This is a genomic window from Pseudonocardia sp. Ae717_Ps2 (assembly GCF_001932475.1).
Lineage (GTDB): Bacteria > Actinomycetota > Actinomycetes > Mycobacteriales > Pseudonocardiaceae > Pseudonocardia.
Window position 1 is genome coordinate 3,610,978 of record NZ_MCIS01000001.1, and the last position, 13,269, is coordinate 3,624,246.

The window sequence follows — 13,269 nt, forward strand, 5'->3', positions numbered from 1 at the left end:
TGCCGCGCGGCACCCCGACCACCACGCTGTGCGGGTGAGTGCCGACGAGTCACCCGCCCACGACTACGACCTGCTGGTGATCGGCTCCGGTCCCGGCGGGCAGAAGGCCGCGATCGCCGCGGCGAAGCTGGGGAAGCGGGTGGCGATCGCCGACCGCGGCCACATGATGGGTGGCGTCTGCGTCAACACCGGCACCATCCCGTCGAAGACGCTGCGCGAGGCGGTGCTGTACCTGTCCGGGTTCAGCCAGCGCGAGATGTACGGCGCCAGCTACCGGGTCAAGTCCGAGATCACCATCGACGACCTGCTGGCCCGCACCCGGCACGTGATCGGCCGGGAGACCGAGATCGTCCGCAACCAGCTGCTGCGCAACCACGTCGACATCCTGACCGGGACGGCGCGCTTCACCGACCCGCACACCGTCGTCGTCGAGGGGTCGGGGCGGGGTGACCACAACCAGGTCACCGCCTCGCACTTCGTGGTCGCGACCGGGACCCGCCCGGCCCGGCCGGACACCGTCGCGTTCGACGGCGAGCGGGTCGTCGACTCCGACCAGGTGCTGCAGCTCGGCCGGGTGCCGGGCTCGATGGTCGTCGTCGGGGCGGGGGTCATCGGCATCGAGTACGCCTCGATGTTCGCCGCGCTCGGCACCCGGGTGACCGTGGTGGAGAAGCGGGACTCGATGCTCGGCTTCTGCGACCCGGAGGTCGTGGAGTCGCTGAAGTTCCACCTGCGGGACTCGGCGGTCACCTTCCGGTTCGGCGAGGAGGTGTCCTCGGTCGAGGTGAACGGCCGCGGCACGGTGACCAGCCTGGCCAGCGGCAAGAAGATCCCGGCCGACATGGTCATGTACTCGGCGGGCCGCCAGGGCATGACCGAGGAGCTGGGCCTGGACGCCGCGGGCATCCAGGCCGACGACCGGGGTCGCATCGAGGTCGACAAGCAGTACCGGACCTCGGTCGAGCACATCGCGGCGGTCGGCGACGTGATCGGGTTCCCGGCGCTGGCGTCGACGAGCATGGACCAGGGCCGCCTGGCGGCCTACCACCTGTTCGACGAGCCGGTCCGCGAGCTGCACGAGCTGCAGCCGATCGGCATCTACACGATCCCGGAGATCTCGTTCTGCGGGCGGACCGAGGCCGAGCTGACCGCGGCGGCGATCCCGTACGAGACCGGGCTGTCCCGCTACCGCGAGCTGGCCCGCGGCGCGATCGTCGGCGACTCCTACGGCATGCTCAAGCTGCTGGTGTCGCCCGAGGACCACCGGCTGCTCGGGGTGCACGTGTTCGGCACCAACGCCACCGACCTCGTGCACATCGGGCAGGCCATCATGGGCTGCGGCGGGACGGTGGACTACCTCGTCGACACCGTCCTGAACTACCCGACGCTGTCGGAGGCCTACAAGGTCGCCGCGCTGGACGCGACGAACAAGATCCGGGCGCTGGAGGCGGTCCAGAGCTCCTGACTCAGGTGTAGCGGAAGCCGTTCGCGTCGAGCCACGGCTTCGGGTTGATCTTGGTTCCGCTCGGGTCCACGACCTCGATGTGCAGGTGCGGGCCGGTGGACTGGCCGCGGTTGCCGACCTCGGCGATCTGCTGGCCCGCCGCCACCTTCTGCCCGACCGAGACCAGCGAGCGGTTGATGTGGCCGTAGACGGTGACCGTGCCGTCGGCGTGCCGGACCCGGACCCACATCCCGAACCCGCTGGCCGGGCCGGAGCTGATGACGGTGCCGGCGAGAGGCACGTGGATCGGGGTACCGATCGGCGCGGCGATGTCGAGCCCCATGTGCTGGGTGCCCCAGCGGGATCCGAAGCCCGAGGTGACCCGGCCGGTCACGATCGACACCGCACCGCCCGCGGACGCGGACTGCAGTGCGCCGGTGGCGCCCGCGGCGCGGGCGGCCTCCACTGCCCGGGCGCGCTCCTCGGCGGCCTTGCGGACCTGGTCGACCGAGGCGGTGGCGGCCTGGACCGCGGAGGCGGCCCTGGCGCGGCCGGTGTCCGCGGCGGCGACGGTGCGCGCGGCCACGGAGGGGGCGGCGGCCGGGGCGGCGAGCGAGGCGATGGTGGCCGGGTCCGCGATCGGGGAGGTCGCGGTGTCCGCGGCGGACCGGGGTGCGGGCACGGCGGAGGGAAGGGCGGCGTTCTGGTTCGACACCGAGGACGATCCCGCAGCCGACGATCCCGCCGTGTCGAACCAGGACGTCACGGCCGCGGACAGGTCGCCGGAGCCGACGGTCGCATGGGCGGTGGCCGCGATGCCGCCCACCGCGACGACGGCGGCGGCGATCCGGGTGGACGCCGACCAGCGCGAACCGTCCTCGGTCCGGATGTCACGGGCACGCCGGACGTAGGGACCTGCGGGGAACGAGCCGACCGGGGCCCCGATCCCGGCCACCGCGAGCTGCGGGGCCGGGATCGCGAGGCTCGTCCGACGGCTCCGGGGGGAGCGATGCCGTGCCACGACGATTCCTTCCGGATCGCGGAACGGCGGACAACCCGTGGGGAGCGGGCGGCCCCCTGGGGAGAAGCCGCGTCCGGTTCGTGACCGTTCCGTGATCTGATTCCGACGCTAGCCGGACGCACCGGACGGACAAACCCGAACGGGTGATCACGAGACCGACGGGACGTTGCGGGCGGTGAGCGGACGAGGCCGGCCACTCGCCCCGGCCACCTGCCGTTCACCGTGCCGCCGATCCGGTCGATCCACCTCGGACAATGCCCTGAGCTGGACTTTCCGCCTGTAGTGCGCCGGGGTCGAGTGGTCGTGGCCGGGCAGATCGCCTTCGACGCACTCACCCACAGTGATGACGCGTGCGCGGCGGCTCCGCGGCATGTCGTCCGCGGACGCGGCCCGGCCGGGACCCGTTCGGCGCACCTCGTCGTCGACGGCGCGTGCACCCCCTCACCCGGTGCCCGGATTGCCGCAGGGGTGCCGCCGGGGTTGTCTGAACGGGTGCGCCGCCTCCTGGTCCCCCTGCTGACGTGCGCGTTGCTGGTCGTCCTGGCACCGGCGGCACTCGCCGACCCGGCACCGGCCGTCGCGATCGCGGCCCCCGTCCGGTACGTCGCGCTCGGCGACTCCTACGCCGCGGGCGTCGGGGCCCGGCCGGACCCGGCCACCGGCGACTGCCGGCGCAGCGCAGCGTCCTACCCCGCGCTGTGGGCGGCCCGCCACGACCCGGCGTCGTTCGTCAGCGTCGCGTGCAGCGGCGCCACCAGCGGCGAGGTGATCGCCCGGCAGGTGCGCACCGTCTCCGCCGACACCACCCTGGTGACGATCACCGTCGGCGGCAACGACACCGGGTTCGGGCCGGTCCTGGCCGTCTGCAGCACCGCCCGCGACGACGAGACCTGTCTGCGCGCCATCCGGGGCGGGGAGCGCGCCGCCCGCTGGATCGCTCCCGGCGGGCTGATCTCGACGATCGTCGGTGTCCGGCTGCAGGCCCCCGGGGCGAAGATCCTGGTCCTGGGCTACCCGCGACTGTTCGAGCCGGGCCCCGACTGCGACGTCCCCGGCGTCCCGAACGCCGTCCGCCGGGAGGCGCTGAACCGGGCCGCCGACACCCTCGACGCCGCCCTCGCCGACGCAGCCGGACGCTTCCGGGGCCAGTTCGTCGACGTCCGCGCCGCGTTCGCCGGACACGGGGTCTGCTCCGCAGACCCGTGGATCACTCCCCCGCCGGCGTCGGCCCCGGCGATTTACCACCCGACCCCCCAGGGTTACCGCGACGGTTACCTGCCCGCGTTCGAGGCGGCCGTCACCCGACCCTGACCACCAGGTCCTCGCCGGGTCGTCCACCGGAGGACACTCGCGCGACACCGACCGGACCGGCCGCGCCACGATGGTTCCCAGGTACCGCCCCCGATCCTGAGGACTCACCTCGTGCGACGCCTGCTCGGTACCCTTCTCGTCCCCGCCGCCCTCCTCGCGACGGCCACGGTCGCCCTCGCCGACACCGACCGTCCCCGGACCGGCCCGGAGGTCGTCGCGCACCGCGGCGCCTCCGCCGACGCCCCGGAGAACACCGTCGCCGCCGCCGACGAGGCGCTGGCCCAGCGGGCCGACGCCGTCGAGGTTGACGTCCAGCGCACCGCCGACGGCCACCTCGTGCTCGTCCACGACGCCACGCTCGCCCGCACCACCGACGTCGAACGGGTCTTCCCCACCCGCGCCCTGGCACCCGTCGGCACGTTCACCCTCGCCGAGCTGCGCCGTCTCGACGCGGGGTCGTGGTTCTCCCCCGCCTTCGCCGGGGAGCGCGTCCCGACCCTCGCCGAGTTCGCCGAACGGCTCCGCGGCCGCGCGGACCTGCTGGTCGAGCTGAAGGACCCGGCGCGGTACCCGGGCGTGGAGAAGGAGGTCGCCTACGAGGTCGACGGCCTCCGCTCCGGCGTCGTCGTGCAGTCCTTCGACCACGACGCGATGCGCCGCTTCGCCGAGGCCGCCCCGGACATCCCGGCCGGATGGCTGTTCGGCGGGCGCCCGACCACGGCACGGCTCGACGACGCCGCCGCGCACGGGGTCACCCAGATCAACCCGTCGTTCCGGGTCGTCGACGCCGCCCTGGTCGCCGAGGCCCGGGCCCGCGGGATGCAGACCGGGGTCTACACGGTCAACGACACCGACGACATGCGGCGGGTCGCGACCACCGGGGTGGACCGGATCATCACCGACCGGCCCCGGGTGCTGCGGAAGGTCCTCGCCGGCTGACCCGGTCCGCACCGTCGGAGACACGTGGCGGAGCCGCGCTCACTGTCGGGGCAACGCGCGACAGTGACGGCATGGCGCACCTGGACCCCACCGTTGAGGATCATGCGTACTTCCTCGGCCTCTTCCAGACCGATGGTCACCTCAGCGCCGCCGACCGGAACCGTGGAGCGGCGACGATCGAGCTGGGCGTCCGCGACATCGCCGTGCTCGACGCCTTCGTCGGACTGTTCGCCCCCGGTCTGCGCAGCACCGTGAGGACCCGCGTCCGGCGGACCAACTTCGCCGAACGCCACGAGAGCGCCACCTGGAAGACCCATGCGTGGAGCTTCCGGAAGGAGCTGCAGGCGCTCGGCCTCCCGGCAGGGCACAAGTCCGGGTCGGTCACGCCTCCGGCAGCTCCCGTGCATCCCCGGGGTTTACCTGAGGGGCGCGCTCGCGGAGTTCCTGTATCCCCCGGGAAGTCTTGCCCTGCCCCGCAAGCTCGTCGCAGCGGAGACCGTCGCGCGGTGGCGCCGTCCCGAGGGAATGCGAGCACGGAGCTCACCTCGTCGGTGGACCGAAGCGGAGGACCAGGTCGTCCTGGGTCTCCCGCCGACGGACGCCGCTGCCCAGCTGGGCAGAACCCTCTCGTCGGTGTCGATGCGCCGGTGGCGGCTGACCAGGGCGGGACAACGGAACGAGCCCCACCCACCGCCGACATCCACCTCACACCCCGCGACCTAGACTTCACTCACGGATCGGGCACCGTCCCGGCCGGTGAGCGGAGGATCGGGGATGACGGCTGTACGGCGGCCAGGACTGCTCGTCCCGGCGGTACTGGCCCTGCTCCTGGTGGCGGGCTGCGGCAGCTCGCTGGCGACCCAGCCGAGCTCGTCCCGCCCGGTCACCACCACCCAGAACCGTCCCTCCAGCCCGTTCTGCGACGCCGTCGAGGCCAGCCGCACCGCGACCCAGCCGTTCAGCGGGGTGGGCATCGGCCGCTCGATCTCCGACGTCGGCGAGGTCACCGCGAACGTGCGGCGGGCGAACCAGCAGGTCACCTCCCTGGCACCGCAGGAGATCCGCGCGGACTTCGAACGGGTGGACCAGCTCGTCGAGCGTCAGCTGGCGCTGCTGGAGGCCAACGGCGGGGACACCCTCGCCGTCGCCCGCGACCCGGGGATCGCCCAGGAACGGACGGACCCGGAGTACCAGGCCGCCGCACAGCGGATCCGGGACTACGTCCGGTCGACCTGCACCTGACCGTCGACGACCGCCGGTGCGGTCCGCCGCCACCCGAGGTAGCGGTCGGCCTCGACCAGCAGCGCCCCACCCAGCCACATCGCGACGATCGCGTCGTCGCCGAGGCCGAACACGGTCAGGAACGCCTCGGGCACCAGGTCGACCGGCGACACCAGGTAGGCCAGCGCGGCCAGGAACAGGGCGACCCGGCCCCTGCCCAGGTGCGGGTAGGTGCCGCGCCAGGCGTCGCCGACCATGGCGGGCAGCGCCCGGAACCGTTCGACGGGTCCGGGCTCGCCGGGGCGGCCACGACGGGTGAGGGCACGGAAGAGCGTCGCGAACGCGGCCGTGCGGCCGGCGCGGCGACCTGCGGTGGCACTCGCTGCAGTCATGTCCGGTCCAACGCACGGCTCGCCCCGGTCGTTCCCGGCGAAACGGTCAGGTCACACCGGGGACGACCGGGGCGGTCGTGCGGTCCAGGGTCAGTGCGGGTCAGTACGAGCCAGTGCGGGTCAGTGCGAGGCCAGGTAGATGTCGCGCAGCACCCCGGCCTCGGTGCTCATCTCGGCCAGCCGCTGCTTGACGACGTCACCGATGCTGATCATCCCGACGAGCCGTCCGCCGTCGACGACGGGCAGGTGGCGGTGCCGCCAGCGGTTCATCAGACCCATGGCGTCGGCGAGCGAGTCCTCCGGCGAGCAGGTCACGACGTGCCGGCTCATGATGTCGCCGACGGTGAGGTCGAGCAGGCCGGCACCGTCGGTGGCGAGTCGGCGCACGATGTCGCGTTCGGAGACGATGCCGTCGACGCGTTCGCGACGGCCGTCGTCGGAGACCACGAGCGCGCCGATCGCCGGCGGTCCGGCGAGCCGGGTCGCGGCCTCGGCGATGGTGTTCCACGACAACACGGTCTGCACCGTGTCGCCCTTGATCCGCAGGATGTCCGACACCTTCATGGAACTCTCCCTTCGACGGCCCCTATTGTTGCGCTTGCGCAGTAGTTGTGCAATGGCAAAGATTGATCGACGCAACGGTCAGTGCGAGGTAAAGATCGCTGGTGAGGGAGGTGGACGGGGATGATCGACACGGACGACCGAGATCGGGATCACCCGGACGGCGCGGCGGTGGAGGCGGGCCTGGCGCTCGCGCGCGCGTTCACCGGCATCAGCGTGCGCGCGGTGGCGGCGGCCGGGGATGCCGTGACCGTGCCCCAGCTGCGGGTCCTCATGCTGGTCGCCGAGGCGGGGCAGACCAACGTCGCCGCGGTCGGGCGCGAGCTCGACGTCCACCCGTCGAACGCCACCCGCGTCCTCGTCCGTCTCGGCCGGGCCGGTCTGGTCGACCGTCGACCCGACCCTGAGGACCGACGACACCTGCTCATCGAGCTCACCCCGGCCGGACGGGAGCTGATCGGCGAGATCGACGCCCACCGGCGCGCCGCGGTCGCCGACCTGCTGGACCGGGTGCCGCCCGAGCGACGGGCGGGTGCGGCGGAGCTGCTGAGCGCGCTGGCCGACGCGGCGGGCCCGACGACGCCCCCGACCTCGGCGCACCGGACCGCCGGCCAGGGCTGAACCTGACGGACTTCGCCCCGTTGCGGGTGTGCGCCGAGCTCGGCCGCCGCCCCGCAGCGGCCCGGGTCGGACCGCGCCGCACTACCCGACTGCGACCTACCGACTGCGGCGCGGACGGCGGACCCGACGCACCACCAGCACCGCCCCCACTCCGGTCGCGACGAGACCGCCGACATAGGGGACGGCAGCCCTGGCGATCTCCCCCGCCCGTCCGACGAGCGCCGCACGCCGTGCCGCCAGCCCCTCACCGAGGCGGTCCAGGCTCGCCCGCAGCTCGCGCGCGGCCTCGACGACCTGGTCGTCGCGGCCGTCGGACCGTGCGGAGAGCCGGTCCCGCAGCTGCTCGGCGGAGACCCCGCTGAGGTCGATCTCCTCGGCAGTGTCCTCCGGTGCCTCGCCGTCCTCCGGTGCCTCGCTGGCCGGACCGGCCCCTGCGTCGTGACGCCCCACGACTCCCCCTCACGTCCGGCGGGCCGCCCACCGGCCCGCCGGGACAGTGAACCCGCCACGGGCCGCCGCGCGCACCCTCAGGAGATTCGTGGGCAATCCATGTTGCATCGGCGAGCAGTCGCGATATATCGTGATGGCACACGAGCCGATCGAAGAGGGAGGCTCACGACGAGAGGACGACGCGTCATGACCACGCGCGACATGTTCCGGAGCCCGTTCGGGCCCCGCACCCACCGACACCCCCGGGGCCACCGCGGCGCCGGGTTCCCCTGCGGCCCGGAGGAGGCAGCCATGCACGACACCCCCGACTTCCACGGCGACGACCGTGACGACACCCGCCACGAGGGCGGACCCGGCCACCGCCGGGGCCGCACCCGCGGCCGAGGACGTGGCCCTGACGGGCGGGGCTTCGGCCCCGGCCGCGGGTTCGGCCCCGGTGGGCCGTTCGGCCCCGGCGGTCCCTTCGGCCCGGGCGGGTTCGGGCCCGGCGCCTTCGGCCCCGGGTTCGGCCCGGGTGGGCATCGCGGCCGCCGCGGCAAGCGTGCCCGCGGCGACGTGCGCACCGCGGTGCTCGCGGTCGTCGCCGACGGCCCGCGGCACGGTTACGAGATCATCCAGGAGATCACCGGTCGCTCCGGCGGGCAGTGGAAGCCGAGCCCCGGCTCGGTCTACCCGATGCTGTCCCAGCTGGAGGACGAGGGTCTGGTGCGTTCCGAGCAGACCGAGGGCCGCAGGGTCGTGCACCTGACCGAGGAGGGCACCCGGCACGTCGAGGAGCACCGCGCGGAGCTCGACGCGGTGTGGGCGCCGTTCGCCGAGGACGCCGAGGAGGCCGAGTCCGACCCGGCGAGCGGTCTGGTCACCGAGCTCGGCCGGCTCGCCGCCGCCGCGCGGCAGGTCGCCGAGGCCGGCTCCGAGGCACAGGTGGCGTCCGCGACCGAGGCGCTGACCGAGGCGCGCAAGGCGCTGTACCGGCTGCTCGCCGAGTGAGGCTTGCCGAACGAGCAGACCACACCGAGTGAGGCTCGCCGAACGAGCAGACCACACGGTGTGAGGCTCGCCGAACGAGCAGACCACACGGTGTGAGGCTCGCCGAACGAGCAGTTCGCACGGTGCGAGGCTCGCCGAACGAGCAGTTCGCACGGTGCGAGTCTCGCCGGACGAGCGGATCGCACCGGGTGAGCAGACCGCCCGGCGGGGACGGGGGCGGGACCGATCGGGTCCCGCCCCCGTCGTCGTCTACCGGACCCGTCTCCGGCGCCGGTTGCGGCGCAGCGCCTCCCGGAGCGGCGGGACGACGGTGCCCTCGGCGGCCATGACCCGGCGGGCCTTGCGTCGCGCGAGGACGACCGCGACGGCGGTCAGTGCCCAGATCGGGAACTGCACGAGCCAGGCCAGCCGGAACGCCTCGGGGGTGTAGCCGCCGGACATGCTGAGCACGAGCCCGACCAGCAGCGTGGTGGTGAGCGAGGCGGTGAACCCGCCGACGTTGACGATCCCGACGGCGGTGCCGCGCCGGTGCGCGGGGTTGGACGTCCGGGCGTAGTCGAAGCCGACCGCGGAGCAGGGGCCGTTCGCGGCGAGCACCACCACGAGCAGGACGAGCAGCCACAGCGGCGCGGGCGGCGGGACGAGCAGCACGACCGTCCACACCAGCGCGGTCGCGCCGATGACCGACAGCACGAGCCAGGACCGGCGCAGCGGGTGGCGGGCGGTGAACTCGCCGAACACCGGCCCGACGACGGCCCCGACGAGGACGAGCAGGGTCAGCATCACCGACGCACCGGCGGGGCTCATCCCCTGCCCGGCGACGAGGTAGGGCACGCCCCAGAGCAGCGCGAACACCAGGCCGGAGAACTGGGTGCCGGCGTGCGACCAGAGCCCGAGCCGGGTGCCCGGGTGGGCCCAGGCGCCCGTGAGGCCGTCGAGGACCTCGCGGGGGCTGCTTGCGGGGGCCGGGGCGGGGCTGCCGGGCGGGCGGTCGCGGAGCACGGCGAGCACCGCGAGCGCGGCGACGACACCGATCCCGGCGGCGGACAGGAACGCCGTCGTCCAGCCGTAGGCGTGCAGGACGGTGGCGAGCGGGATCGCGGAGAGCACCTGGCCGAACTGGCCGAGCAGGGCGGTGACCTGGGTCATCAGCGGTACCCGGCGCGGCGGGAACCAGGTGGACAGCACCGACAGCACCGAGATGAAGGTCAGGGCGTCGCCGACGCCGACGAGCACCCGGGCGGCGACGGCCAGCGGCAGCGAGGTGGCGACGGCGACGAGCACCTGCGCCGCGGTCATGGTGACGGCGCCGGCGAGCACCATGGTGCGGGCGCCGAAGCGGTCGAGGAGCAGCCCGACCGGCACCTGGAGGGCGGCGTAGACGAGCAGCTGCAGGACGAGGAAGCCGGCGAGCACGGTCGGGGACGCGTCGAACCGGTCGGCCGCCTCCAGCCCGGAGACGCCGAAGGAGCTGCGTTGCAGCACCGCCACGACGTAGGCGAACAGACCGACGGACCAGACGAGGTAAGCGCGACGTGACGAGTGCATGACGGACGGCCATTCTGGTCCATCCCGGCTGTCCGGGGCGTCCCGGCGGGGTCGTGTCACACGGGGTCGGTGATCACACGGTGACCGGGCAGCCCACAGGGGGCTCCGGATAGGGTCGCGGTGCACGCCACGACTCGGAGGACGCCGGTGCTCGATCCCGCTCAGCTGTACCAGGTCGACCCGGCCGCGCCGGCTCTCGACGAGCCGGTCCTGATCGTCGTGCTGGACGGGTTCGTCGACGCCGGCAACGCCGGTGCGCTCGCGGTCGGCGCGCTGACCGACGAGCGCGAGGCGGTCCGGGTGGCCCGGTTCGACGTCGACCAGCTCGTGGACTACCGGTCGCGCCGCCCGCCGCTGCGGTTCGAGACCGACCGCTGGGCCGACTACGACCCGCCGGAGCTCGATGTCGTCGCGCTGACCGACACCGGGGACACGCAGTACCTGCTGCTCGCCGGTCCGGAGCCGGACATGCAGTGGGAGCGGTTCGTCGCCGCGGTCGGGCTGCTGGTCGAGCAGCTCGGGGTCCGGCTGGTGATCACGTTGCAGGGCATCCCGATGGCCGTGCCGCACACCCGTCCGATCGGGGTGACCGCGCACGGCACCCGCCCGGAGCTGGTGGAGGGCCACACCCCGTGGTTCGCGACCGCCGACGTCCCGGGCAGCGCGGCCGCGTTGCTGGAGTACCGCCTCGGGCAGGCCGGGCAGGACGTGGTGGGTTACGCCGTGCACGTGCCGCACTACCTGTCGCGCTCGGCGTACCCGCAGGCCGCGCGGGTGCTGCTGGACCACGCGGGGCTGTCGGCGGGGCTCTACCTGCCGACCGAGACGCTGACCCGTGCCGCCGAGCAGGCGGAGTCCGAGATCGCCGAGCAGATGGCGGGGTCGGAGGAGGTCGGGCAGGTCGTGTCGGCGCTGGAGGAGCAGTACGACCAGGTCGTCGCGGCTCGGGAGTCCGGTGACCTGCGGGACGGCCTGGAGGGCGGCGAGCTGCCCAGTGGCGACGAGCTGGCCGCGGAGTTCGAGCGGTTCCTCGCCGGCGGGGGCGACGACAAGCCCGGCGGGAAGTCCGGCGACGACGAGCCGCCGCACGAGCCGCCCGCTCCCCCGCTGCCGCCCGCGACCTGACCGGTCCGCCCCGGCCGGTTCAGCCGCCGAGGGCGAGGGCGTGCTGCACCCGGCCCCGGCCGCCGGGGCCGCGCAGCACCGCCTCGACCCAGCAGCCGACCGGGCGGGCCGCGAGCCCGGCCGCGGTCGCGGCCAGCCAGGCGTCGTGGACGGCGAGGCCGGCCCGGACGTGCTGGGCGACGGTGTCCGGGCCGGGGTCGACGTCCCCGGTGACGACGAGCAGCCCGCCGACGCCGGTGAGGTCCGGCAGACCGCAGGCCCGCCGGGTCAGCGCGGCCAGCAGGGGGTGGCCCGCGCCGAGCACGGCGGCGTGCTGTCCCGCGCCGAGCCGGGTCCGGGCGACCCGGTCGAGTCCGGGGTCGGCGACCGGGGGGCGCAGGTTCTCGAACGGCGCCGACCGGCGCGCGCGGAGCACCGCCGCCGGGTGCGGGTCCGCGCTGGCGCCCAGCCCGACGGCGTCGTCCGGGGCGGGACCGGTCGTGAGCACGACGCGGGAGTGGGCGCCGTCGGGGACGAGGTGGGCGGTGCGCGGCCGGCGCAGGGTCGCCGCGGCGGCGAGGACGGCGGCGGCCGCGTGGCCGAGGTCGAGCAGCAGCACCGGCAGCGAGCGGGGGCCGTAGCGCCACACGGTCCGCTCGGGGACGAGGTCGAGGACGACATCGGCGTGAGCCCCCGGCTCGGCGCGGTCCGGTTCGGTCCGGTCGGGTGCGGCACGACCCGGGGCAGCACGGTCCGGGGTCGCGGGTCCGCCGTCGAGGGCGTGCGCGAGCGGGTCGTGGACACGGCCGCCGACCCGGGCGTCGACGGGGTAGCGGCCGCCCGCCGAGGGCACCCGGCGCAGCCGCACCCCGCCGACGACCCGGTCGGGGTCGGCGGCGAGCGACAGCGCGAGCAGCGCGCCGGTGCCGTCACCGTCGCGGGCCAGGGGCACCGGCCGGGTCGCGGTGGCCGCCTCGGCGGGCCGGGTGGTGTGGTCGGTGGGGCCCGGGTCGGCACCGGACCAGGCGAGCCGGAACGCCGCGGCGGTGTCCTGGGTCGGCGCCGTCACAGGAACGGCGGCGGGCAGTGCACCAGCCCGTCGGGCCCGGTGGCCGGGTCGAGGTCGAGGCCGTGGGCGCGGGCGGTGTCGCGCCAGCGGGGCAGCCCCCAGTACCGGAACGCGGCGGGTGCGTTCGGGACGAGCCCGGTGGCGCAGGTGCGGACCACCCGCCACGGGGTCTCGGCGACGTCGGGCGTGGTGAGGTCGACACGGGCGATGCGGTGGCCGTCGGCGAGCAGCGCCGAGGTCAGCGACGCGAGGTCCCCGGCGGGGCCGGTGCGCAGCGGACCGTGGGTCGCGGGCGCGGTGAACCGGGGCAGGTGCTCCTCCTGGACGCGGGGGTCGAGCCAGACCTGCACCTGGGCGCCGAGGTCGCGAACGGCGGCGTAGCGCTCGCCCGCGTCGTCGCGGTAGTGGCGGTCGGCGCGGTGGTCGAGGTAGAGGCCGCGGGCGAGGACCCCGGCGTCGATCGAGGCGTACACCCAGCCGTCGGGGTCGAGCAGGCCGCGGGTGAAGACCCAGGTGTGCACGGCCTCCAGCACCGCCTTGGTGGCGGCCTCGACGGCGTCGAAGCGGGCGGCGCCGCCCCCCGGCGACGATCCCGGTC

At 74.7% G+C, this 13,269-nt stretch carries 14 protein-coding genes; 7 read left to right on the plus strand and 7 right to left on the minus strand.

What is annotated here, in order from left to right; genetic code table 11:
- The first annotated feature begins 34 nt into the window (after nucleotides 1-34).
- A complete protein-coding gene (gene sthA, locus Ae717Ps2_RS16480; RefSeq protein ID WP_139318761.1) occupies nucleotides 35-1,465 on the plus strand; it encodes a Si-specific NAD(P)(+) transhydrogenase in 1,431 nt (476 codons plus the stop codon).
- A 1-nt stretch (nucleotide 1,466) separates the two neighbouring features.
- Here sthA and Ae717Ps2_RS39140 read toward each other — a convergent pair whose 3' ends face one another.
- Complete coding sequence (locus tag Ae717Ps2_RS39140) at nucleotides 1,467-2,465, minus strand: M23 family metallopeptidase (RefSeq protein ID WP_233147588.1); 999 nt, start codon at nucleotides 2,463-2,465, stop codon at nucleotides 1,467-1,469.
- A 492-nt stretch (nucleotides 2,466-2,957) separates the two neighbouring features.
- Between Ae717Ps2_RS39140 and Ae717Ps2_RS16490 the strand changes: the two genes are divergently transcribed.
- From Ae717Ps2_RS16490 to Ae717Ps2_RS16500, 3 genes are all read left to right on the plus strand, one after another.
- Nucleotides 2,958-3,776 carry an SGNH/GDSL hydrolase family protein gene (locus Ae717Ps2_RS16490; RefSeq protein WP_158071505.1) on the plus strand — a complete coding sequence of 273 codons (819 nt, stop codon included), beginning with the start codon at nucleotides 2,958-2,960 and terminating at the stop codon, nucleotides 3,774-3,776.
- 111 nt (nucleotides 3,777-3,887) lie between these two features.
- Nucleotides 3,888-4,715 (plus strand): glycerophosphodiester phosphodiesterase family protein, encoded by an 828-nt coding sequence (locus Ae717Ps2_RS16495; protein ID WP_198932200.1) that lies wholly within the window; start codon nucleotides 3,888-3,890, stop codon nucleotides 4,713-4,715.
- Between the two features lie 774 nt (nucleotides 4,716-5,489).
- Nucleotides 5,490-5,957: a hypothetical protein gene (locus Ae717Ps2_RS16500; protein ID WP_043279148.1), complete on the plus strand. Its 468-nt coding sequence runs from the start codon at nucleotides 5,490-5,492 to the stop codon at nucleotides 5,955-5,957.
- On the opposite strand, the gene Ae717Ps2_RS16505 is transcribed toward Ae717Ps2_RS16500, so the two are convergent.
- Nucleotides 5,933-6,328: a YkvA family protein gene (locus tag Ae717Ps2_RS16505; protein ID WP_020624642.1), complete on the minus strand. Its 396-nt coding sequence runs from the start codon at nucleotides 6,326-6,328 to the stop codon at nucleotides 5,933-5,935. The genes Ae717Ps2_RS16500 and Ae717Ps2_RS16505 overlap by 25 nt on opposite strands.
- Nucleotides 6,329-6,448: 120 nt before the next feature.
- On the minus strand, nucleotides 6,449-6,892 hold the full coding sequence (locus Ae717Ps2_RS16510; protein WP_020624641.1) for a CBS domain-containing protein: 444 nt from the start codon (nucleotides 6,890-6,892) through the stop codon (nucleotides 6,449-6,451).
- Between the two features lie 120 nt (nucleotides 6,893-7,012).
- On the opposite strand from Ae717Ps2_RS16510, the gene Ae717Ps2_RS16515 reads away from it, so the two are divergent.
- Nucleotides 7,013-7,510 carry a MarR family winged helix-turn-helix transcriptional regulator gene (locus Ae717Ps2_RS16515; protein ID WP_075307127.1) on the plus strand — a complete coding sequence of 166 codons (498 nt, stop codon included), beginning with the start codon at nucleotides 7,013-7,015 and terminating at the stop codon, nucleotides 7,508-7,510.
- Nucleotides 7,511-7,606: 96 nt separating this feature from the next.
- Here the strand turns inward: Ae717Ps2_RS16515 and Ae717Ps2_RS37355 are convergent, their stop codons facing one another.
- Complete coding sequence (locus Ae717Ps2_RS37355; RefSeq protein ID WP_075333575.1) at nucleotides 7,607-7,960, minus strand: hypothetical protein; 354 nt, start codon at nucleotides 7,958-7,960, stop codon at nucleotides 7,607-7,609.
- A gap of 186 nt (nucleotides 7,961-8,146) precedes the next feature.
- On the opposite strand from Ae717Ps2_RS37355, the gene Ae717Ps2_RS37360 reads away from it, so the two are divergent.
- A complete protein-coding gene (locus Ae717Ps2_RS37360; RefSeq protein ID WP_075307131.1) occupies nucleotides 8,147-8,950 on the plus strand; it encodes a PadR family transcriptional regulator in 804 nt (267 codons plus the stop codon).
- 249 nt (nucleotides 8,951-9,199) lie between these two features.
- Here the strand turns inward: Ae717Ps2_RS37360 and Ae717Ps2_RS16530 are convergent, their stop codons facing one another.
- Nucleotides 9,200-10,498 carry a nitrate/nitrite transporter gene (locus Ae717Ps2_RS16530; RefSeq protein WP_075307133.1) on the minus strand — a complete coding sequence of 433 codons (1,299 nt, stop codon included), beginning with the start codon at nucleotides 10,496-10,498 and terminating at the stop codon, nucleotides 9,200-9,202.
- A 147-nt stretch (nucleotides 10,499-10,645) separates the two neighbouring features.
- On the opposite strand from Ae717Ps2_RS16530, the gene Ae717Ps2_RS16535 reads away from it, so the two are divergent.
- Nucleotides 10,646-11,623: a proteasome assembly chaperone family protein gene (locus tag Ae717Ps2_RS16535; protein WP_020624380.1), complete on the plus strand. Its 978-nt coding sequence runs from the start codon at nucleotides 10,646-10,648 to the stop codon at nucleotides 11,621-11,623.
- Nucleotides 11,624-11,642: 19 nt separating this feature from the next.
- Here Ae717Ps2_RS16535 and Ae717Ps2_RS39145 read toward each other — a convergent pair whose 3' ends face one another.
- Together Ae717Ps2_RS39145 and Ae717Ps2_RS39150 are read right to left on the minus strand one after the other, a co-directional pair.
- Nucleotides 11,643-12,671 (minus strand): hypothetical protein, encoded by a 1,029-nt coding sequence (locus tag Ae717Ps2_RS39145; protein WP_075333576.1) that lies wholly within the window; start codon nucleotides 12,669-12,671, stop codon nucleotides 11,643-11,645.
- Nucleotides 12,668-13,204: a hypothetical protein gene (locus Ae717Ps2_RS39150; RefSeq protein ID WP_233147589.1), complete on the minus strand. Its 537-nt coding sequence runs from the start codon at nucleotides 13,202-13,204 to the stop codon at nucleotides 12,668-12,670. Before Ae717Ps2_RS39150 ends, Ae717Ps2_RS39145 begins: the two co-directional genes overlap by 4 nt.
- Nucleotides 13,205-13,269 lie beyond the last annotated feature (65 nt).

Bases quoted from the DNA above. Each gene is read 5' to 3' on its own strand.
- Ae717Ps2_RS16500 (WP_043279148.1), top strand. From the start codon at position 5,490: ATGACGGCTGTACGGCGGCCAGGACTGCTCGTCCCGGCGGTACTGGCC.
- Ae717Ps2_RS16505 (WP_020624642.1), bottom strand. From the start codon at position 6,328: ATGACTGCAGCGAGTGCCACCGCAGGTCGCCGCGCCGGCCGCACGGCC.
- Ae717Ps2_RS16510 (WP_020624641.1), bottom strand. From the start codon at position 6,892: ATGAAGGTGTCGGACATCCTGCGGATCAAGGGCGACACGGTGCAGACC.
- Ae717Ps2_RS16515 (WP_075307127.1), top strand. From the start codon at position 7,013: ATGATCGACACGGACGACCGAGATCGGGATCACCCGGACGGCGCGGCG.
- Ae717Ps2_RS37360 (WP_075307131.1), top strand. From the start codon at position 8,147: ATGACCACGCGCGACATGTTCCGGAGCCCGTTCGGGCCCCGCACCCAC.
- Ae717Ps2_RS16530 (WP_075307133.1), bottom strand. From the start codon at position 10,498: ATGCACTCGTCACGTCGCGCTTACCTCGTCTGGTCCGTCGGTCTGTTC.